The sequence below is a fragment of the uncultured Oscillibacter sp. genome, from assembly GCF_950073225.1.
Taxonomy (GTDB): Bacteria; Bacillota; Clostridia; order Oscillospirales; family Oscillospiraceae; genus Oscillibacter.
In genome coordinates this window covers 42853-63096 of sequence record NZ_CATMPS010000007.1, presented here as the reverse complement: position 1 = coordinate 63096, position 20244 = coordinate 42853, and the positions used below count along the sequence as shown (strand labels likewise).

Annotated in this window: 15 protein-coding genes; 4 read left to right on the top strand and 11 right to left on the bottom strand. The window is 63.6% G+C overall.

Going from position 1 to position 20244, the window contains the following annotated elements; genetic code table 11:
• Nucleotides 1-11 precede the first annotated feature (11 nt).
• Entirely contained in the window at nt 12-1130 is a 1119-nt protein-coding gene (locus Q1M04_RS05800) for an ROK family transcriptional regulator (protein ID WP_297294414.1), read from the bottom strand.
• Between the two features lie 219 nt (nt 1131-1349).
• Here Q1M04_RS05800 and Q1M04_RS05795 point away from each other — a divergent pair, with 219 nt between their 5' ends.
• Together Q1M04_RS05795 and glpK are read left to right on the top strand one after the other, a co-directional pair.
• Nucleotides 1350-2276 carry an alpha/beta fold hydrolase gene (locus Q1M04_RS05795; protein WP_297997587.1) on the top strand — a complete coding sequence of 309 codons (927 nt, stop codon included), beginning with the start codon at nt 1350-1352 and terminating at the stop codon, nt 2274-2276.
• A gap of 20 nt (nt 2277-2296) precedes the next feature.
• Complete coding sequence (gene glpK / locus Q1M04_RS05790) at nt 2297-3796, top strand: glycerol kinase GlpK (protein WP_297997589.1); 1500 nt, start codon at nt 2297-2299, stop codon at nt 3794-3796.
• A 59-nt stretch (nt 3797-3855) separates the two neighbouring features.
• Here the strand turns inward: glpK and Q1M04_RS05785 are convergent, their stop codons facing one another.
• Both Q1M04_RS05785 and Q1M04_RS05780 read right to left on the bottom strand, forming a co-directional pair.
• Nucleotides 3856-6081, bottom strand: a complete 2226-nt coding sequence (locus tag Q1M04_RS05785; RefSeq protein ID WP_297300868.1) for an RND family transporter — start codon at nt 6079-6081, stop codon at nt 3856-3858.
• Nucleotides 6082-6097: 16 nt separating this feature from the next.
• Nucleotides 6098-9163, bottom strand: a complete 3066-nt coding sequence (locus tag Q1M04_RS05780; RefSeq protein WP_297997592.1) for a hypothetical protein — start codon at nt 9161-9163, stop codon at nt 6098-6100.
• A 142-nt stretch (nt 9164-9305) separates the two neighbouring features.
• On the opposite strand from Q1M04_RS05780, the gene Q1M04_RS05775 reads away from it, so the two are divergent.
• Nucleotides 9306-9908 (top strand): TetR/AcrR family transcriptional regulator, encoded by a 603-nt coding sequence (locus tag Q1M04_RS05775; protein ID WP_297997594.1) that lies wholly within the window; start codon nt 9306-9308, stop codon nt 9906-9908.
• Nucleotides 9905-10471: a TetR/AcrR family transcriptional regulator gene (locus Q1M04_RS05770; protein WP_297997596.1), complete on the top strand. Its 567-nt coding sequence runs from the start codon at nt 9905-9907 to the stop codon at nt 10469-10471. Before Q1M04_RS05775 ends, Q1M04_RS05770 begins: the two co-directional genes overlap by 4 nt.
• Before the next feature lie 44 nt (nt 10472-10515).
• Here Q1M04_RS05770 and Q1M04_RS05765 read toward each other — a convergent pair whose 3' ends face one another.
• Genes Q1M04_RS05765 through frr form a run of 8 tightly spaced genes read right to left on the bottom strand, consistent with a single transcriptional unit; the run spans nt 10516 to nt 20213 of the window.
• Entirely contained in the window at nt 10516-10698 is a 183-nt protein-coding gene (locus tag Q1M04_RS05765) for a hypothetical protein (RefSeq protein WP_295756364.1), read from the bottom strand.
• A gap of 29 nt (nt 10699-10727) precedes the next feature.
• The gene (locus Q1M04_RS05760; RefSeq protein ID WP_297997599.1) at nt 10728-14717 is read right to left on the bottom strand and encodes a PolC-type DNA polymerase III; all 3990 of its coding nucleotides are present in this window, start codon (nt 14715-14717) and stop codon (nt 10728-10730) included.
• Between the two features lie 33 nt (nt 14718-14750).
• Nucleotides 14751-15788 carry a flavodoxin-dependent (E)-4-hydroxy-3-methylbut-2-enyl-diphosphate synthase gene (gene ispG, locus Q1M04_RS05755; RefSeq protein WP_297997601.1) on the bottom strand — a complete coding sequence of 346 codons (1038 nt, stop codon included), beginning with the start codon at nt 15786-15788 and terminating at the stop codon, nt 14751-14753.
• 1 nt (nt 15789) lies between these two features.
• Complete coding sequence (locus tag Q1M04_RS05750; RefSeq protein ID WP_297997603.1) at nt 15790-16863, bottom strand: RIP metalloprotease; 1074 nt, start codon at nt 16861-16863, stop codon at nt 15790-15792.
• 14 nt (nt 16864-16877) lie between these two features.
• Entirely contained in the window at nt 16878-18029 is a 1152-nt protein-coding gene (locus Q1M04_RS05745; protein ID WP_293279949.1) for a 1-deoxy-D-xylulose-5-phosphate reductoisomerase, read from the bottom strand.
• An 18-nt stretch (nt 18030-18047) separates the two neighbouring features.
• Nucleotides 18048-18845: a phosphatidate cytidylyltransferase gene (locus Q1M04_RS05740; protein WP_297997605.1), complete on the bottom strand. Its 798-nt coding sequence runs from the start codon at nt 18843-18845 to the stop codon at nt 18048-18050.
• Between the two features lie 19 nt (nt 18846-18864).
• Nucleotides 18865-19656 (bottom strand): polyprenyl diphosphate synthase, encoded by a 792-nt coding sequence (gene uppS, locus Q1M04_RS05735; protein ID WP_297997607.1) that lies wholly within the window; start codon nt 19654-19656, stop codon nt 18865-18867.
• Nucleotides 19656-20213: a ribosome recycling factor gene (gene frr, locus Q1M04_RS05730; protein WP_297294426.1), complete on the bottom strand. Its 558-nt coding sequence runs from the start codon at nt 20211-20213 to the stop codon at nt 19656-19658. Before frr ends, uppS begins: the two co-directional genes overlap by 1 nt.
• Nucleotides 20214-20244: the final 31 nt, after the last annotated feature.

The following is a 20244-nucleotide window of genomic DNA, read 5'->3' as shown; positions in this document are numbered from 1 at the left end:
TTGATGTACTTTCAAAGCCCCTCGAGGAACGCCTCCACCTGCGTCAGCGCCGCGCCCACGGCGGCGGCCTCTTGGGGGCGGCGGCTCCATTTCAGATAGGACGCGTCCTGCTCGAAGGGATTCCGCTCCGCCAGCAGCGCCCGCAGCAGCTCCCCGAACTCCTCCAGGCAGGCCCCCACCCGGCCCCCCGCTATGACGCCGCAGTCGAAGGCCACATGGAGGTTGTTCACCGCCGCCGCCAGGTGCTCCAGATACTCCCGCCAGATCTCCCGCTTCCCGGCGTCCCCGGAGCGGAGCTCCTCGAAAAAGGCGGAGAGGCTGCCCCCGGCGTGATCCGAAAGGACCTTGGCGGAGCAGTAGGCGTCCAGGCAGCCCGCCTTGCCGCACCAGCACCGGCGGCCGCCGGGAACCAGGGTCATGTGCCCGAACTCCCCCGCCCGGAGGTGGTCCCCCAGGCAAAGGCTCCCGTCCCGGAGGATGGCCCCGCCCACGGTGTCGTCCAGGGAGAGATAGACCATATCCCCATCCACGCCCCGGAACTCCGCCAGGCCCGCGGCATGAGCGGCGCCCAGGCAGCGGCAGGGCCAGGGTATCTGCTGGGTAAAGCGGCTAAGCGGCACATTCCGCAGCTCCAGAGCGTGGGACTCCCGCAGCACGCCCCGCTCCCCGTCCACAATGCCGGGAAGGGCTATGCCCACTCCCAGAATCCGATCCGCCGCCCCGTTGGCCTCCACAAAGCGCTGGAGCAGGCCGCCCAGGTACTTGAAATAGATCTCCTCCATGGAGAAGCGGAGGGCCCCCGTGGCCTGCTTCAGAAGGTTCCCCCCCAGGTCCGTCAGCACCACGCCGACGTGGTCCGCCGTCAGGTCCACGCCCACCGCCACCCGGGCGTCCCGCACGGGAGCGTAGGCCTTGGCCTTCCGGCCGCCGGTGGAGGCGTACACGCCGTCCTCCCGAACCAGCCCCAGCTCCGTCAGCTCTTTCACGTTCTGCAAAATCGTAGGCCAGCTCAAGGCCAGCTTCTGGGTCAGCTCCATTTGGGAAACCCGGTCGCTTTTCAGGATGCAGCGCAGGGTGTTCACCCGGTTGCGCCGCTTGACGTCCATGTTGTTGGCAGGCGATATGGTCATGGCTCCTCATCCCCCGTCTCTTGTTTTATAAAGACTTTATGAATAGCATAACGGATTTTTTGTCAAATGGCAAGCCCCTTTCCGGAAAAAATTGCCCGGACCGGCTTTGCCGCCGCTTTTGGTTGACAGCGGCGGCGAGGCACGGTATACTTTCTATAATTCCTTAATTTTCCGGTCAATTTACAGGGGCGCTCTCGCCCCGGAACAGGAGGAGCAGCGATGTTACACGAGATCAGCTTCCAGTCCTTCAACCAGCGGGACCAGGTCCAGGGGTGGATCTATGTCCCCGCAGCCCAGCCTGTGGGCATCATTCAGCTGGTCCACGGCTTCGGGGAGCACTCCCGGCGCTATCTTCATATGATCTCCAAATTCCTGGACGCCGGCTTCATCGTGGCGGCGGACGACCATGTGGGCCACGGCAGGACCGCCGTGGTCAACAGCTCCTGGGGCGACTGGGGGGACAAGGGCCCCCACACCATGATGGAGGACGAGCACACCCTGACCACTCTGGTCAAGGAGAAATACCCCGGCCTCCCCTGCTTCCTCTTCGGCCACAGCATGGGCTCCTTCATCGCCCGGGACTACATCACGGCCTATGGCTCCGAGCTCTCCGCCGTCACCCTCTGCGGCACCAGCGGCGTCTTCCCCGGGCTGGAACAGGGCATGGCCATGCTCCAGGCCGCCGTGGACGCCGGGCAGGGGGACGCCTCCGACCCCAGCGCCGCCGGGGCCCTGCTTGGCTGGATGTGCGAGCGGTGCACGGAGGAAATCAAATTCGGCAACGAGTGGATCTGCTCCGACCCCTATGTCCAGGCGGACCACGCCATGGACCCCCTGGACGCCTTCTCCCGGCCCACCAGCAACCGCTCCTTCCTTTACTTCTGCCAGATGATCGATTTCATCACCGGCCCCGCCTGGGCGGAGAAGGTGCCCAAGGACCTGCACGTCTACAACATCGCCGGCGGCGAGGACCCGGTGGGCCAGTACGGCGAGGGCGTGAAGCAGGTTTCCGCCTGGCTGGAAGCCTCCGGCCACAAGGTGACCACCAAAATTTACGACGGCTACCGCCATGAGATTCACAACTACGCCGATCTCAAGGACCAGGTGGAGCAGGGCGTCATCGACTTCTTCAAGGGGACCCTGTGACCGGCGCGGGAGGAGCGGACGTGAACGAGAAAAACTATGTGATTGCCATGGACCAGGGCACCACCAGCTCCCGGTGCATCCTCTTTGACCGCCGGGGGGAAATCCGGGCCGTGGTGCAAAAAGAGTTCCCCCAGATTTATCCCCAGCCCGGCTGGGTGGAGCACGACCCCATGGACATCTGGTCCACCCAGATGGGCGTCGCCATGGAGGCCATGCAGAAGGCCGACACCCGGCCGGATGAAATCGCCGCCATCGGCATCACCAACCAGCGGGAAACCACCCTGGTCTGGGACGCCGCCACCGGGAAGCCCGTCTGCAACGCCATTGTCTGGCAGTGCCGCCGGACGGCGGACCGCATTGAGCGTCTCCGGCGGGACGGGCTGGAGGAGGCCGTCCGTCAGAAAACCGGCCTGATTCCCGACGCCTACTTTTCCGCCAGCAAGCTGGAGTGGATTTTGGACAACGTCCCCGGCGCCCGGCAGCGGGCGGAGCGGGGAGAGCTACGGTTCGGCACCGTGGACACCTGGCTTATCTGGAACCTGACCGGGGGCCGGGTCCACGCCACGGACTACACCAACGCCTCCCGGACCATGCTCTTTGACATCCACAAGCTCCAATGGGACCAGGAGCTGCTGGACTACTTCCGCATCCCCGCCTCCCTGCTGCCCCGGGCCCTGCCCAGCAGCTACCTGTTCGGCGAGACGGACAAGTTCGGCGGGTCCATCCCCATCGCCGCCGCCGCGGGTGACCAGCAGGCCGCCCTCTTCGGCCAGTGCGGCTTTGAACCGGGGGACGTGAAGAGCACCTACGGCACCGGCGGCTTCCTGCTGATGAACACCGGGGCGGAGGCGGTGGCCTCCAGGCGGGGCCTCCTCACCACCATCGCCGCCGGAACGGGAACGCAGATCCACTACGCCCTGGAGGGCAGCGTTTTCATCGCCGGGGCCGCCATCCAGTGGCTCCGGGACGAGATGAAGCTGGTGGACAGCGCCGCCCAGACAGAGGAGATCTGCTCCCGCCTGGAGGACGCGGGAGGCATTTATGTGGTCCCGGCCTTTGTTGGCCTGGGAGCCCCCTACTGGGAGTCCTACGCCCGGGGCACCGTAACGGGCCTCACCCGGGGCGTCACCCGGGAGCATTTCATCCGGGCGGTGACGGAATCCCTGGCCTACCAGACCAACGATTTGCTCTGCGCCATGAAGGAGGAGTCCGGCCTGGCCCTGGGCTCTCTTAAGGTGGACGGCGGGGCCAGCGCCAACAGCTTCCTCATGCAGTTCCAGGCAGACCTGTCGGACACCCAAATCCAGCGGCCCCGGTGCATCGAAACCACCGCCCTGGGGGCGGCGTACCTGGCGGGACTGGCCTCCGGCTTCTGGAGGGATCTGGACGAGATTCGGGGCAACTGGGCCTGTGAGCGGACCTTCTCCCCCGCCGTCTCCCAGCAGCGGCGGCAGGAGCTGCTGAAGGGCTGGAAGCGGGCCGTGCGCTGCGCCATGGCCTGGGCAAAGGATGAAGACTGACCAATCATGCGAAAAGGCCCCCGGAGGACATCCCTCCGGGGGCCTTACTGGATCTTCCGTTATTCCCCTTGGGCGGAAACCGGCTCCATCTCTATGGAAACCACCTCTGCCGGCGTCTCCCCGGCAGAGGCCGCCGGAATGGCCGCCTCCGCCAGGGCGGGCGGGGTCTCCGCCGTGGGAAGCGCCTCCCTCTCCGAGCCGGGCAGGGCCGGAGCGGGGTCCGGCGTTTTCCAATGCCAGCTGGTCTTGTTAAAAACCGGCTCGCAGACGCAGAGAATGGCAGGCATGAGGAAGATGCTCACCAGCGCCGAGATCAGCGCGCCCCGGGCCAGCATGACGCAGATGGCCCCGATGAGGTCGATGGAGGACACGAAGGACACCCCCAGGGTGGCGCAGAAGAGCACCAGGGCGCTGGTGACGATGGACGCGTCGGAGGATGCGGCGGCAACGCGGATGGCCTCCTCCCGTCCAAGGCCCTTCTTCAGCTCCTCCTGGAACCGGGAGGTCATCAAAATGGCGTAATCCACCGTGGCCCCCAGCTGGACACAGCTGATGATGGTGGGGGCGATGAAGGGAATTTCCGTGCCCAGGAAGTAGCAGCAGCCCTGGTTGATGAAGATGGCCAGCTCGATGGTGGCCACCAGCACCAGGGGGACGGAGGCGGACTTGAACACAAAGGCGATGATGAGGAAGATGGCCGCGATGGAAATATAATTCGTCACCTGGAAGTCCACCGCCGAGGTGTCGATCAAATCCCGGTACATGGCCCCCTCCCCGGTGATCATGGCGGAGGGGTCGTAGCTGTGGAGGATTGCATTCATAGCGTCCAGCTGGGCCGCCACCGCGTCTGTGGCCGGGGCATAGCTGGAATTGATCATCATCAGCTGCCAGCCCTCCTGGCGGAGCATGTTCTTGAGGTCCTCCGGGATGAAGAAGTCCGGAATGCCCACGCCCAGCATCTTGTGGAAGGACACCACGGAGGTGATGCCGGGGACCTCCTCCATCCGGCGCTCCAGCTCCCCCATGTCGGCGGCGCTGAGGTCGTCCCGGAGGACCACGAAATGGCTGGTCGCCATATCGAAATCGTCCTTCAGCTTCTCGTTGCTGACGATGGACGGAAGGTCCCGGGGCAGGGATTCGTCCAGCTTGTAGTAGATGTCCGCGTGGCGCTGGGCGTAGACCGCCGGGAAAAACAGCAGCACTGTCAGCACCACCAGGGGGACCTTGTACCGGAGGATGAAGGCGTTGACCTTATCGAAGGAGGGAATCAGGGTCTTGTGCTTGTGCTTTCCGATCTGCTTGTCGAATATCAGCACCAGGGACGGCAGGACCAGGATCACCGTCGCCACCCCCAGGACCACGCCCTTGGCCATGACGATGCCGATGTCCCTTCCCAGGGTCAGCCGCATAAAGCACAGGGCCAGGAAGCCCGCGATGGTGGTCATGCTGCTGCCGGAGAGGGAGCGGAAGGCGGCGATGATGGCCTGGGCCATGGCGTCCCGCTTGTCGTCATAGCGCTCCCGCTCCTCCTCATAGCGGTGGTAGAGGAAGATGGAGTAGTCCATGGTCACGCCCAATTGCAGCACGGCGGCGATGGCTTTGGTGATGTAGGAAATCTGGCCTAAGAAGATGTTGCTTCCGAAGTTGTAGACCACGGCCATGCCGATGCTGGCCAGGTACACAAAGGGCAGGACAGTGGACTCCAGCGTCACGCTCATGGCCGCCAGGGCCAGCAGCACCGCCAGTCCCACGAAGATGGGCAGCTCCCCGTCCATCACGTCCCGGGTGTCCTTGATGACCACGGAGAAGCCCGCCAGGAAGCAGCGCTCGTTGCAGACGCTCCGCACCTGCCGGATGGCCTCCATGGTCTCGTCGGAGGCCCCGGGATGGTCGTACTGAATCAGCATCATGGTGGCCTGGCCGGAGAAGAACATCTCCCGGAGGTCCGCCGGAATCATCTCCACGGGAACCTGGATGCCCACCAGATTGCTGAGCCACACGGCGCTGGACACGCCGGGGACGTCCTGGATGTCCTGAATCAGCTTGTTGGTATAGCCCGCGGGCATCCCCTCCACGATAAGCATGCTGGTAGCCGCCATCTGGAAGGGCTCCTCCAGAAGCTGCTCCCCCTGGGAGGAGGGCAGATCCTGGGGCAGATAGGACAGGATGTCGTAGTTGATGCGGGTGGCGGCGTAGCCGATGAGAGAGGGAATCAGCATCAGCACGGCAATCAGGGCCACCAGCTTGGGCTTTCGGGTCAGCTTATGGGCGATTTTTTCAATCATGGCGGCTCTCCTCCCGTCATTGGAAGACGCCGGTGACGGCGTTCCAGAAGTCCCGGAACATCTGGGTCACCCGGCCCCAGAAGGTGGTTTTTTCCTTCACGGCGGCGGAAGCCTCGTCCTCCTCCGGCTTCTCCTCCTTGATTTCCTGGGTGCGGATAAGAACCTGAATGCTGGTGGGGGCGGGATTCCGCTCGTCCGTCAGGGAGACCGGCTCCGCCGTGGCGTCCATCAGCAGGATGTTGTTCACGTCCCCGGTGTATTCGTTCCAGGTATCCTCGATAATTTGGGTGACGGTGTTTTTGGCCTCCTTCACCTGTTTCGTGGTGGCCAGGGCCTTGGCGGTCTGCCGCAGAGCGGCGGAGAGGCCCCGGAGGGACTGCTTCGTCCCCGCGTCCAGGTCCTTCCCCGTGGAGCGGGCCAGGTTCTCCGCGTCGGTGAGCAGGGCCTCCGTGTCCCGGATGGTGGTAACGGCGGAGGCGCTGAGGGTCCCCGTGTTGGCCAGGGCCTCCTGAAGGGTGGGCTCATAGCCGTTCAGCACGGTCCGCAGGGCGTCCACGTCCTCCAGAATTTCCCGCAGGGTCCCGGCGGATTGTCCCAGGGCGGCCATCAGGTCCTCCGCGTCGTCCAGATCCCGCAGCAAAATGTCCAGCTCCCCGCAGAGGTTCGCCAGGTCCCCCGCCACGGCGGCGGTGGGGCGCTTGATTTGGTTGAGGGAGGCGTTGAGCTGGCTTTGAATCGCGTCAATCCGGGCGGTAGCGCTGTCCAGGCCGTTGGTGATGAGATCCACTACCGCGCCGCCTACCGTGTTGTTCTCCGGGGGCTTGCTGGGATCGGAGGGGTCGCCGCCGTCCCCGCCGGAACCGCCGTCCCCGCTGGAACCGCCGTCCCCGCTGGAACCGCTGTCCCCGCTGGAACCGCTGTCTCCGCTGGAACCGCCGTCCCCGCTGGAACCGCTGTCCCCGCTGGAGCCGCTGTCTCCGCTGGAACCGCTGTCTCCGCTGGAACCGCTGTCTCCGCTGGAGCCGCTGTCCCCGCTGGAGCCGCCGTCCCCGCTGGAACCGCCGTCCCCGCTGGAACCGCTGTCTCCGCTGGAACCGCTGTCCCCGCTGGAGCCGCTGTCGTCGCTGGAATCACTGTCGTCCTCGTCCAGATTTTCATAAACCACCAGCCGGGCCGACATCTGTCCCTTGTGAAAAGCCTCCGGCTCCTGTGTCTCCGCCGGAGCCTCCTCCGCCGGAGTCGTGGGTTCTCGCGGCTCTTCCGGGTCTGTCGTCTCTTCCGGCACAGCGGGTTCCTCCGGCGTCTCGGGCGCGGACGCTTCCGGGGGCGGCAGCTCCGGGAGCTGAGGCTGTTCCGGGATTTGGCCATCCGCCGGGGACTCAGGTGTTTCTGGAGATTCGGGCTGTACCGGTGCCGAAGGCGTCTCCGGCGCTTGCGGCTGCTCCGGGGCCGGAGCGGCCGGGACCGTAATTTGAATCTCAGAGGCAGGGCGGTTTCTCAAAGAAGCCTTTCCCGAAGTGGAGCCTCCGGCGCTGTAGATCAGCCAAAGGTCGTTCATCTGCTTGGCGGTATTGGGGTCCTGGGTTACCTGGCCGCAGAAATCCCCGAAGCCCATGCCCGTCTGGTCCTTGGCCTGGCGGAGCCCTTCCAATTGCTTCGCCGCCTCCAGGGCCGCCTGTTGGTCCGGCGGCACCGGAAGGCCCGCCTTATCCGCCTCCAGCAGCTGCTTCATGCCCGCCGCCTTGGCCTTGGCCTCGGCGCTGCCCGCGCCCTGGGCCTCCAGCATTTTCTGGAGGAAAGTCTCCGTATCCTCCGCCGCGTATGCGCCGTGGACATTTTTCACCTTCTCCACCAGCCCCCGGCTGTTGGTGGCGACGCTGCCGCCGCCCACATGTACGCCGCCCAGGGCGCTCTCTAAGCGAAGGAGGCTTCCCTCCATGTCCGCCGCCAGGCTGATGACGCTCCGCAGGTCATAGGTTCCCTGCTCCAGGCCGTACAAAGCCGTCTCCAGCTCCGTCAGCTGAGCCTGGAGGGTAACGGCGGCGTCGGTCATCTCGTTGAGGACGGCCTTGGAGTCCGTCACCGTCTGGCTGAGAATCTGGACGCGCTGCTCCACCGGGGCCAGGATGTCCGCCAGGTTGCCCAGATCCGCCCGGAGGCGGTCCGTACCTTCATAGAGCGCGCCCTTGCCGCCGGAGAAGGTGCCCCGGGCCGCGTTCAGCTGGTCCAGACCCTTGGCGGAGGCGTAGAGGCCGTTCTGGATGTCCGCCAGGGCGTCCAGCAGCTCGTCGAGACTGCCGGAAAGAGCCCGGTAGTCCTCTTCCAGATCGTCCTTCCGCTCACTGAGCTTGGCGATTTCCTCCAGCTGGGCCAGGGTGGCGGGCATCATCAGCACCGTCAGGCCGCCGAAGGAAAAGTCGTTGCTGCCCACCCGGATGGTGAAGTGCTGCTCCTCTCCGGGAAGGCAGAGGAAGAGGACGGTCCGCAGGTTGCCCACCAGCTGGACCTGGGCCCCGGGGGCCTCCAGAGAGAGGATGTCGTCCTGGTTGAACAGGGCCGTGGCCGCCAGGGTGTAATTGTACCGGGCGTAGTCGCCGGCATTCTCGTTGGGCACGATGTCCAGGAAAATCTCCACCACGCCCTGCTTTCCCGCCAGGTCCTCCGCCTTGGCGGGGACGCCGTTCAAGGTATAGCGCAGGGAAATGCGCCAGGGCAGGTCCTCAAAAGGCTTCTTCGTCTTGCCCTCGAAGTAGAAGTGGTCCGGCGCACCGTCCGTGAAGCGGAAGGAGGTGCTTCCCCCCTCCCCGCTCACCGGCTCCGTGCTGTCGGTGAGGTTCACCACCTCGTCGTATACGCCGTAGTCCGTCAGGCGGTCTTTTCCGTTCATGGCACAGCTTTTTACCACGCTGCCCTCCAGCAGGTTGCCGTAGTAGTCCAGCGTGGCGTAATACGCCTCGTCATACGTGGGGGCCACGCCGTCGCCGATGGCCTCCGCCGCTACGGCGGGCACGCTCAGCGTCACCGTCAGCACCGCCGCCAGCGTCAGGGCGGAAAGGCGTTTCCTCATGGTTTTCCAGGTCATAATGATCCCTCCGAATAATCAACTTTTGTTAAATATAAGATTTGTGTTGACTTATTGACTTGAGTTGATTATAGTAAAAGCAGGAAATCTGGTCAATAGACAAAAGCGGGCAAGTGTCTAGCTTGCCGGAAGGAGGACCCTTATGCTGAAAAACCCCGAAGACCGCCGGGCCCGGCGGTCCCGCAAATTATTAAAGGAGAGCCTTCTGGAGCTGATGAAGCGGAAGAGCTTCTCCGACATCTCCGTCCGGGACGTCACCGACGCGGCGGACATGAACCGGGCCACCTTTTATCTCCACTACTCCGGCACCGCAGAGCTGCTGCAAAGCGTGGAGGAGGACCTGCTGTCGGAGCTCCAGGCCCTGGTGGATTCCCACATGCAGGAGACCTTTGCCGTGGGCAGCGTGGCCCCGGTATTCGAGCCGGTGCTGGACTTCGCCGTGGAGCACCGGGAGATCTGCGCGGTTTTGTTTGCCAGCAGCGAGGCCAGCGGCTTTTTCCAGTCCATCCAGCGGCTGGTCCACGAGAACGGCGCGCCCCTGGTCCGGACTTGGTTCCAGCCGGAGGACCCCCGGCTGACGGACTACCTCTTGAACTTCCTGGCCTGGGGCTTCATCGGCCTTTTGGCCGAATGGTTTGAGAAGGACATGGCCCTGCCCAAGGCGGAGCTCCTGGCCGCCGCCCAGCGCATGGCGGACAGCGCCGCCGCCGGGCTGTTCCCCCGGGAGGAAAGGAGGACCTCATGACCGCTTTTTCCGCCAGAGAGGCGATAAAGGCCGCCGCCCTCCGCCTGCTGGAGGAGCGCCCCCTCCGGGAGATCACCGTCAAGGACATTGTCCAGGAGTGCGGCGTCAACCGGAACACCTTTTATTATCACTTCCGGGACATCCCCGCTCTGCTGGAAGATCTCATCACGGACCAGGCGGACCGCATCATCGCCGCCCAGGGCCCGGCCCTGTCCCTGGCGGACTGCCTGGAGACCGCCGCCCGCTTCGCCCTGGACCACCGGCAGGCGGTGCTGCACATCAACCAGTCGGCCCATCGGGACCTGTTTGAGCTGTGTCTGATGGACGTGTGCCGCCGGGTGGTGGAGGACTACGCTGCCGCGGCCGCCGGCGGCGTCCCCATCCCGGCGGAGGACCGGGCGGTCATCATTCGCTTCTACCAGTGCGAGTGCTTCGGTCAGATCATGGCCTGGCTCAACGACGGGATGCGCTATGACCTGGGAAAGCAGTTCCGCCGCCTCTGCCAGTTGGGCGAAGGCATGACGGAACGGATGCTGAAGCGGGCCATGGAGGCGGATACATAATAAAAGAGAGAGGACGTGCCGTCCTCTCTCTTTTTTATAAGTCTTTACTTTTTCCCTTTTTTCTCAGGCAGGAACACCATCACGGCCCCAATAACGCCAAGCGCCGCAAACACATGCTGCCAGCTGATACTCAAATCGAAAAAGTATCTCCACCCATCCCCTAGAGCGCCGAGCATCAGCGTGATGCTGAGCAGAATCAGGGCGATTCCTCTCCATTGGTTTTTCACTTGTTCCTCCTATTCCGGTCTTGGCGGAATCAAAACAAGGTAATCTGGCTGGTCTCCGCCATCCCCGCGAAGGCTCCCAGGGCCTTCAACTGCTCAATATGGGTCTTCGAAAGCTTATTGCAGCACAGGGCGAACTCCTCAATGGAGATGAAGTCCTTCCCCTTCCGCTTCTCCACCGTGTCCAGGGCCGCCGCCTCTCCCAAGCCGTGAACCGTGGTGAAGGGCGGCAGGAGCCCGCCGTCCGTAATCACGAACTTCGTGGCGTCGGAGCGGTAGATGTCGATGGTATCAAAGTGGAAGCCCCGGAGGTAGAATTCGTAGCAGACCTCCAGCGTGGTCAGCAGGTTCTGCTCCACCGCCGTGGCGTCCTTGTTGTTCTCAATTTCCCGGATTTTCTTCTTCACCGCCTCTTTTCCGGCGCAGCAAAACTCCGCGTCAAAGGCTTTCGCCCGGACAGAGAAAAAGGTGGCGTAGAAGGCCAGGGGCTCATGGACCTTGTACCAGGCGATGCGGAAGGCCATCATGACGTAGGCCACGGCGTGGGCCTTGGGGAAGAGATAGCCGATTTTCGCCAGGGAATCAATGTACCACTCCGGTACGTCGTGCTCCCGCATGGCCTCCTCCCAGCCGGGCTCAAAGCCCCCCTTTTTCACCTTCCCCTTTCGGACGGACTCCATGATCTTAAAGCTCATCTTGGGGTCCAGCCCCTTGGAAATCAGGTAGAGCATAATGTCGTCCCGGCAGCCCACCGTCTCCAGAACCGTTGCCGTCTTGCTGACGATCAGCTCCCGGGCGTTGCCCAGCCACACGTCGGTGCCGTGGGAGAAGCCGGAGAGGCGCACCAGAGTGTTGAAGTCCTTGGGCTGGGTGTCTATAAGCATCTGCCGGGTGAAGCGGGTGTTGAACTCCGGGATGGCCACCGCCCCGGTGGGGCCCAGGATTTCGTCGTTCTCATAGCCCAGGACCTTGCTGGAAATAAAGATAGACATGGTGTCCGGGTCGTCCAGGGGGATTTTTTGCGGGTCCACCCCGGTGAGATCCTGCATCATGCGGACCATGGTGGGGTCATCGTGTCCCAGCATGTCCAGCTTTAAGAGGTTCGCCTCCATGGAGTGGTATTCAAAATGGGTGGTGATGGTGTCGGAATCGTCGGCGTCCGCCGGGTGCTGGACCGGGCAGAAATCCTCCATGCTCTTGTCCGCCGGGACCACCACCAGCCCCCCCGGATGCTGCCCGGTGGTCCGCCGGACCCCCACGCAGCCCAGGGTCAGCCGGTTTTCCTCCGCCCGGCCCACGGTCATCTGGTTTTCCTCCAGATACTTTTTCACAAAGCCGTAGGCGGTTTTCTCCGCCAGCGTCCCGATGGTCCCCGCCCGGAACACCTGGGTTTCGCCGAACATCTCAATGGCGTGGCGGTGGGCCCGGGCCTGATACTCGCCGGAGAAGTTCAGGTCGATATCCGGCACCTTGCCGCCGCCAAAGCCCAGGAAGGTTTCGAAGGGAATGTCGAAGCCGTCCTTTTCATACTTGGTCCCGCATTTCGGGCACGCCTTGTCCGGCATGTCCGCGCCGCAGCCATAGGACCCGTCCTGGATGAATTCGCTGTTTTTGCACTTCGGGCAGCGGTAGTGGGGCGGCAGGGAGTTGACCTCCGTGATGCCGGACATATAGGCCGCCAAAGACGAGCCCACGGAGCCCCGGGAGCCCACCAGATAGCCGTTTTCCAGGGAACGCTGGACTAATTTCTGTGCGGACATGTAGACCACGTCGTATTTTCCCAAAATGCCGCCCAGCTCCACGTTCAGCCGCTCCACAATGAGCTGGGGCGGGTCCTCGCCGTAGAGGCGGTGGACCTTCTCCCAGACCAGGCGGTTCAAATCCTCCTCGGAGTTTTCCAGCTTCGGCGGAAACAGCTCCTTGGGCAGCAGCTCGAATTGCTCGATCTGGTCCGCCACCAGGCGGGTATTGGCCACCACCACCTCATAGGCCTTTTTCTCCCCCAGGTAGGAGAACTCTTTTAGCATCTCATCGGTGGTTTTGAAGTAAATGGGCAGGGCCTCGTTGGCATCGGGGAACTTTTTCGAGGCCAGGAGGATGTGCCGGAACACCTCGTCCTCCGGCTCCCGGAAATGCACGTCGCCGGTGGCGCAGACGGGCTTCCCTAACTCCTCCCCCAGGCGTACAATAACCCGGTTGAATTCCCGCAGGTCCTCCTCGTCCCGGGCGTCGCCGTTGCGGAGCATAAAGGCGTTGTTGCACAGGGGCTGGATTTCCAGGTAGTCGTAGAAGGAGGCGATGCGCTTCAGCTCCTCCCAGTCCTTGTGGTCCTTCACCGCCTGGAACAGCTCTCCCGCCTCGCAGGCCGCGCCCACGATCACGCCCTCCCGGTGCTCCTTCAGCAGGCTCTTGGGAATGGTGGGCACCCGCTTGAAGTATTTCAGGTTGGAGGCGGAAATCATCTGGTAGAGGTTTTTCAGCCCCGTCTTGTTCCGGGCCAGGAGGATGATATGCTTTGGAAAGCGGTTGGACTTGTTCCCCAGGGGCCGCAGCTTCTCCATCTCGCCGTTGACGGCCTGGAGGGTGTGAATCCCCTTTTCATGGAGCATTTTCCAAAAGGGAATCAGCATATAGCCCACCGTGGCCGCGTCGTCGCTGGCCCGGTGGTGGTTGAAGGCGGGCAGGTCCAGATGCTCCGCCACGATGTCCAGCTTGTACTTCCCCAGGCCCGGCAGCAGGTTCTGGGCCAGAATCAGGGAGTCGATATAGGTGGGATGGAAATCCAGGCCCGCCTCGGCGCAGCCCTTGCGGATGAAGCCGATGTCAAACTCCGCGTTGTGGGCCGCCAGGGGCCGCCCGTTTACAAATTTCAGGAAATCCGCCAGAGCCTGGGCGGGCTTGGGTGCGTCCTTGAGCATCTCGTCGGTGATGCCCGTAAGGCCGATGATCTCCGGCGTCAGCCGCCTTCCCGGGTTCACGAAGGTCTGGAACCGCTCGGCGATCTCGCCGTCCTGCAGCACCACCGCACCGATCTCCGTAATGGCCTCCCGGTCCACCCGGAGGCCTGTAGTCTCGATGTCGAAGCAGACGATTTCCCCGTCCAGGGGAATGTCCTGGGGGCCGTGGACGGCGATGCGGTCGTCCACGTTGTTGATGAAATAGCCCTCCACGCCATAGAGGACCTTGATTTTATTTCCGGCGGCGTGCCACGCCTCCGGGAAGGACTGGGCCACGCCGTGGTCCGTGATGGCAATGGCGGGGTGGCCCCAGCGGATGGCCTCCTGGATGACCTCCTTGGTGTCGGTGAGGGCGTCCATGTTGCTCATCCGGGTGTGGAGGTGGAGCTCCACCCGCTTCACCGGGGCGGCGTCCATCCGTTCCTCGTGGTCCGTCACGTTGATGTGCTGGGGGTTCAATTGGATGTCCTTGCCGTCCCAGGTGGGCTCCATCTTTCCCTGGACCACCAGCCACATGCCGGGCTTCACCGCCCCCTCCAGGGCCTGGGCCTCCCTGGCCCCCAGGTTCTTCTGGACGGTAACGGAGCCGGTGCCGTCGGTCATGTCAAAGCTCAGCCGCCACATGCCCGGCCTCCGGGTCTCCCGGCACTCGAAGGAGAAGACCTTTCCGGAGACCGTGGCCGTGCCCATCTTCACGTTCAGCGCCGACATGGGGCCGGGCCGGGCCTTGATGGGATTGCCCATGAGAATTTTGCCCGTCTTCTTGGGAGCCGCCTTGGCTCCGCCGCCGCTCTGGGAAACCGGGCTGGGCGCCGGAGGCGGCGGAGCCGCGCAGGTGACGTGCAGCGCCACTTTTTGAAAGCCGTAGACCGCCCGCAGCGTCTCCTCCAGGCTTTGCACGCCCCCCTGGTCCAGGGGGCTTTTCACCGTCATATCCAGATCTATGGACCGCTCCCCCTGGTCGATGCGGCCATGGGTCAGCTCCGCCCCGGTCAGCCGGAGACGGAGCTCAGGAGACGCCGACAGCTCGGCGAAAAATTCAAAAAATGGAATGTTTCTCGACATGGCGTCCTCTCTTGTGCATTTCAATCTCAGGCCTTAGAGCCTCCCGATCTCCTCCATCAGCGCGTCCACCAGCCGCTCCTGGGGAACCTTGTACAAAATTTCCCCCTTGCGGAACAGCAGCCCCTCGCCCTTGCCCCCGGCGATGCCGATGTCGGCGGCGGAGGCCTCCCCGGGGCCGTTGACGGCGCAGCCCATCACCGCCACGGTGATGTTCTTTTCGCAGTCCGCCAGCCGCCGCTCCACCTCCTCGGCAATGGGGATCAGATCAATCCGGGTCCGGCCGCAGGTGGGGCAGGCAATCAGGTTCACGCCGGTTTTGCGCAGCCCCGCCGCCTTCAAAATCTTCTTGGCGGCGTAAATCTCCTCCACCGGGTCGGCGGTCAGGGTCACCCGAATGGTGTCCCCCACCCCCAGGCAGAGGAGGCCGCCGATGCCCATGGCGGACTTCACCATCCCCATGGAGGGGGTGCCCGCCTCGGTAACCCCCAGGTGGAGGGGATAGTTCGTCTGTTCACTGAGGGCTAAGTACGCCGCCATGGTCAGCGGCACGTCGGAGCACTTGACGGAAAAGCAGATGTCGTCAAAATCGAAGCGGTTCAGCAGCCGGGCCTGTCCCAGGGCGCTTTCCACCAGGGCCCCGGCGGTGACGCCGCCGTGCCTGGCCCGGAGCTCCTTCTCCAAAGAGCCGCCGTTGACCCCCACCCGAATGGGGATGCCCCGGAGGCGGCAGGCGTCCGCCACGGCCTTGACCTTCTCTTCCCCGCCGATGTTGCCGGGGTTGATGCGGATGGCGTCGATTCCCCGCTCCGCGCAGGCGAGGGCAAGTTTGTAGTTGAAGTGAATATCGGCAATCAGGGGAATGGAAATCCGCTCCTTGATTTTGTCCACGGCCTCCGCCGCCGCCTGGTCGGGAACGGCCACCCGGATGATCTCACACCCGGCGGCCTCCAGGGCCTTGATCTGGGCCACGGTAGCCGCCACATCATCGGTTTTCGTGTTGCACATAGATTGGATGGACACCGGCGCGCCGCCGCCCACCGGAACCTTCCCCACCATCAGGCGTTTCGTCATATCAGGAACCTCCCCGCATAAAGAGCTGCCCAACGTCCTTCAAGGTCACCAGCAGCATCACGCCCATCAGCAAAATAAAACACGCCGCGTTCATCGCCGCCTGATACTTCTCCGGCACCTTCCGCTTGAACAGTCCCAGGGACAGCGCGTCGACCGCCAGGAAGAAGATGCGTCCCCCGTCCAGGGCCGGAATGGGCAGCAAATTCATCACCGCCAGATTGATGGCGATGAGGGCCCCGAAGAAGGCGATGTTCTCAACGGCGTCTATAGCCGTCTTGGAGGCGTTTCCCACCTCCGTCATGGTGGAGACGATGCCCACCGGGCCGCTGACCTCCGAGAGGCCCACGCTGCCCCGGAACAGCTGAATCAGGCTGAACCATACCTGCTGGACAAAGTCCAGGGTCTGGTAACCGATAAATTTCACTGTGTTGAAGAAGGTCGCCGGAACCCGGGCGGCCCCCACCATCAGGCCGAACCGCCCCTCCTGACCGTCGTAGGTCCCCCGGTACAGGGGCAGGTCCTTCAAGACCACCTTCTCCCCGTCCCGGATGACTTCCATGTCGACGCCCTTCCCGTCGTTGAACTGGAGGAACAGCGACGCGTCTCCCCGGAGGTAGGTCCGCCAGCCGTCGATTTTATAGAAGATATCACCCTCCATCAGGCCGTCCTCCCCTTCCAGGGGGAAGCCCTCGGAGAACCCGGCCACCTGGTCCACGTAAAAGCCGGAAGCCGTGGCGAAGATGCAGGCAATCACGGCGATCCCCGCCAGCAGGTTCATAAAGGACCCGGCGGCCAGAATCACAAGCTTTTTCCAAAAGCCCTGACGGGTGAAGCTCCGCTCGTCCCCGGTGTCCCCGTCCTCCCCCTCCAGGGCGCAGAAGCCGCCGATGGGAAGAAGCCGGAGGGAATACCGGGTCTCTCCCGTCTCCCGGTGCCACAGCAGCGGGCCCATGCCGATGGAAAACTCATTGACCCGCACGCCGCAGAGCCGGGCCGCCAGAAAGTGGCCCAGCTCATGAATGGCGACCAGAAAGCCGAAGATAAAAATACCTGCCAGAACATAGACAAAGCTCATAAAGATACTGCCCCTTACCTTGAAACGTTTTTCAAAACCTCACGCCGGGCCGCGGCGTCCGCCTCCAGAATATCCGGGAGGCTGGGCTTGTGCACCACGGGCAGCTCCGTCATGGCCCGGGCGGTGAGATCAAAGATGTCCCGGAAGCCGATCCGGTCCTCCAGGAACAGCCGCACCGCCTCCTCGTTGGCGGCGTTCAGCACGGCGCAGGCGGTGCCTCCCTTGGCCGCCGCCACCTCCGCAAGCCGGAGGCACGGGAAGGTCCCCCGGTCCGGCTCCTCGAAGGTCAGCGGCGGGCAGCTCAAAAGGTTCAGCGGCTCCGCCGCCGACTCCGCCCGCTGGGGATAGGTCATGGCATAGCGGATGGGCAGGCGCATATCCGGCGTCCCCAGCTGAGCAAGCAAAGCCCCGTCCCGGAACTCCACCAGGGAGTGGACGATGCTCTGGCGGTGGATGGCTACCTTCACCCGCGTCAGGGGGAGGCGGTAGAGGCGCATGGCCTCGATAACCTCCAGCCCCTTGTTCATCAGCGTGGCGCAGTCCACGGTGATTTTGGGGCCCATCTTCCAGTTGGGGTGAACCAGCGCGTCCGCCCGGGTTTTCTTCGCCACTTCCTCCTTGCCCATCCCGTAGAAGGGCCCGCCGGAGCAGGTCAGAATCACCTGCCGGATCTCCCCCCGGTCCAGGCAGCCCTGGACGCACTGGAAAATGGCGGAGTGCTCCGAGTCCACGGGGACGATCTCCGCCCCCCGCCTCTCCGCCGCCTCCATCACCAGCTCCCCGGCGCAGACCAGCGTCTCTTTGTTGGCCAGGGCGATGCGCTTGCCCTCCCGGATGGCGGCGAGGGTGGGCTTGAGGCCCACCATGCCCACCACGGCGGTGACCACCGTGTCCACTCCCGGCAGCGTCGCCGCCGTGGAGAGGGCGGAGACGCCGCCGTGGACGCGGGTCTTCGTGTCCGCCAGGCGGACTTTTAAGTCCCTTGCCGCCGCCTCGTCGGTCATGATCACCTGCCGGGGCCGGAACTTCCGGGCCTGTTCCTCCGCCAGCGCCACATTGTTGTGGGCGGTGATGGCGGCCACCGTCAGCCCCAGCTGCTCCGCCACCTCCAGGGTCTGCCGCCCGATGGAGCCGGTGGAGCCTAAGATTGATATCGTCTTTGTCATCTCTACATCTCTATTCTATTACAGAAAGCTGAAAATAATCTCTAACACCGGGGCCACGAACAGCACGCTGTCAAACCGGTCCAGCACGCCGCCGTGGGCCAGGAACAAATGCCCGTAGTCCTTGATCCCAAATTCCCGCTTGATGAGGGAGAAGCTCAAATCCCCGACCTGGGCGACAACACCGCAGAACAGGGCCAGCGCCGCCATGGGCCCGTATCCAATGAGGGAACCGCCGAAGAAGCGGTCCATGACCCAAACAAACAGCAGGCCGCAAGCCATATTTCCCGCCAGGCCCCCGATGGACCCTTCAATGGTTTTCTTGGGGCTGACCTTAGGGGCCAGCTTGTGCTTCCCCAGGGTAAGCCCGGCGAAGAAGGCGAAGGTGTCACAGGCGAAGCTCAAGATGAAGGGCAGGAGGAGATAGGCCCGGTGAATGCCGGAGGCCTCCAGACGGAGGAAGGACGCGAAGGACCAGCCGATGGCAATGCTTCCGAAAAGCCCCGCCATGATCTGGTTGAATTTGACTTTTCCGCCCTTGAAAATGGCGTAGCCGAAAAACACCAGGGCTTCCAGCAAAAACAGCATGGGCGCATGGGCGGGGCGATCATAATACCACTCCACCGTAAAGACTGCGGTGATGACGCTCAAGGCCACCATCCCGCTTTCTTTCACGCCGCTGACACAACGCTGGAGTTCCATGGCCCCGATACCCGCCAGAAGATGCAGTGCGACCAGCATCGCAAATGGAGGTGCGGCCAGGACCACATAGAGAAGCGCCGGGATACCCACCACGGCCACCAGAATCCTCGATTTCATGGGGCTTCCTCCCTTCTCCCTACTTCACGCCGCCGAACCGCCGGTCCCGGGCGTGATAGGCCGCGATGGCCCGGTCGATCTCCTTCTCGTCGAAGTCCGGCCAGAGGGTGTCCGTGTAGTAAAACTCCGCATAGGCGCACTGCCACAGCAAAAAGTTGCTCAGCCGCTGCTCCCCGCTGGGGCGGATGATCAGCTCCGGGTCCGGGATGCCCCGGGAGTCCAGATAGCCGGAAAAGACCGCCTCTTCCAGCTCCTCCGGTTTCTTTACCCCGGCGACGCAGTCGGCGGCGAAGCGCCGCGCCGCCCGGAGAATCTCGTCCCGCCCGCCGTAATTGAGGCAGACGTTGGCCTGGAAATCGTCCTTGGAAAGGTGCTCCGTAATCTCGTCCGTCTCCCGGGCCAGGGTCCGCAGCTCCGGGGCGATGGGAGTCATGTCCCCGAAGAAGTGGAGCCGGATGTGGTCCCGCTCCATGGTGTCCACTGCCTCCAGAAGGTACTTCTTCAAAAGCGCCATGATGGCGGAAACCTCCGTCTCGGAGCGCTTCCAGTTCTCCGTGGAGAAGGCGTAGACCGTCAGGTACTTCACGCCGATATCCTTGCAGTAGGTGGCGATTTTCCGGAAAGTCTCCGCTCCCGCCTTGTGCCCCGCCGTCCGGGGAAGGCCCCGTCTCGTGGCCCAGCGGCCGTTGCCGTCCATGATGATCGCAATGTGGCGGGGCGGGGCCGGCAGATTCCCGCCGGTTTCCCCCCGCGCCGCTCCATTAGCGCGGGGCGGCGCCAGCCGCCCCGTTTCGTTCTTGTTTTCCGCCATCAGACCGCCATCAGTTCCTTTTCCTTCTTCGCCAGCAGCTCGTCCAGCTTCTTGCAGCTCTCGTCGGTGAGCTTCTGGAAGTCCTTTTCCACCTGCTTCAGCTCGTCCTCGGTGATCTCGGACTTTTTCTCCTGCTTTTTAAAGTTGTCCATGGCGTCCCGGCGGATGTTCCGCACCGCCACCTTGCCGCTCTCGGCGTATTTGCGGATCTGCTTTACCAGCTCTTTCCGGCGCTCCTCGGTAAGCTGAGGGAAGGCCAGGCGCAGGGCCTTGCCGTCGTTCTGGGGGTTGATCCCCAGGTCGGAGTTCTGAATGGCTTTTTCAATCAGTTTCAGGGCGGAGCCGTCCCAGGGGGAGATCAGCAGGGTCCGGGGGTCCGGGGAGGAGATGGCGGCAATCTGCTGAATGGGGGTGGGGCTGCCGTAGTAGTCCACCAGAATCCGGTCCAGCACGGAGGCGTTGGCCCGGCCCGCCCGGACAGAGGCGAAGTCCGCCGCCACGGAGTCGATGCTCTTTTTCATCTTGTCCTCGTATACCTTGTATTCGTCCTTTAACATAATGGAGACGCTCCTTTCAATTGTTCAAATC

Bases quoted from the DNA above. Each gene is read 5' to 3' on its own strand.
- Q1M04_RS05800 (WP_297294414.1), bottom strand. From the start codon at position 1,130: ATGACCATATCGCCTGCCAACAACATGGACGTCAAGCGGCGCAACCGG.
- Q1M04_RS05795 (WP_297997587.1), top strand. From the start codon at position 1,350: ATGTTACACGAGATCAGCTTCCAGTCCTTCAACCAGCGGGACCAGGTC.
- Q1M04_RS05785 (WP_297300868.1), bottom strand. From the start codon at position 6,081: ATGATTGAAAAAATCGCCCATAAGCTGACCCGAAAGCCCAAGCTGGTG.
- Q1M04_RS05780 (WP_297997592.1), bottom strand. From the start codon at position 9,163: ATGACCTGGAAAACCATGAGGAAACGCCTTTCCGCCCTGACGCTGGCG.
- Q1M04_RS05775 (WP_297997594.1), top strand. From the start codon at position 9,306: ATGCTGAAAAACCCCGAAGACCGCCGGGCCCGGCGGTCCCGCAAATTA.
- Q1M04_RS05770 (WP_297997596.1), top strand. From the start codon at position 9,905: ATGACCGCTTTTTCCGCCAGAGAGGCGATAAAGGCCGCCGCCCTCCGC.
- Q1M04_RS05760 (WP_297997599.1), bottom strand. From the start codon at position 14,717: ATGTCGAGAAACATTCCATTTTTTGAATTTTTCGCCGAGCTGTCGGCG.
- ispG (WP_297997601.1), bottom strand. From the start codon at position 15,788: ATGACGAAACGCCTGATGGTGGGGAAGGTTCCGGTGGGCGGCGGCGCG.
- Q1M04_RS05750 (WP_297997603.1), bottom strand. From the start codon at position 16,863: ATGAGCTTTGTCTATGTTCTGGCAGGTATTTTTATCTTCGGCTTTCTG.
- Q1M04_RS05745 (WP_293279949.1), bottom strand. From the start codon at position 18,029: ATGACAAAGACGATATCAATCTTAGGCTCCACCGGCTCCATCGGGCGG.
- Q1M04_RS05740 (WP_297997605.1), bottom strand. From the start codon at position 18,845: ATGAAATCGAGGATTCTGGTGGCCGTGGTGGGTATCCCGGCGCTTCTC.
- uppS (WP_297997607.1), bottom strand. From the start codon at position 19,656: ATGGCGGAAAACAAGAACGAAACGGGGCGGCTGGCGCCGCCCCGCGCT.
- frr (WP_297294426.1), bottom strand. From the start codon at position 20,213: ATGTTAAAGGACGAATACAAGGTATACGAGGACAAGATGAAAAAGAGC.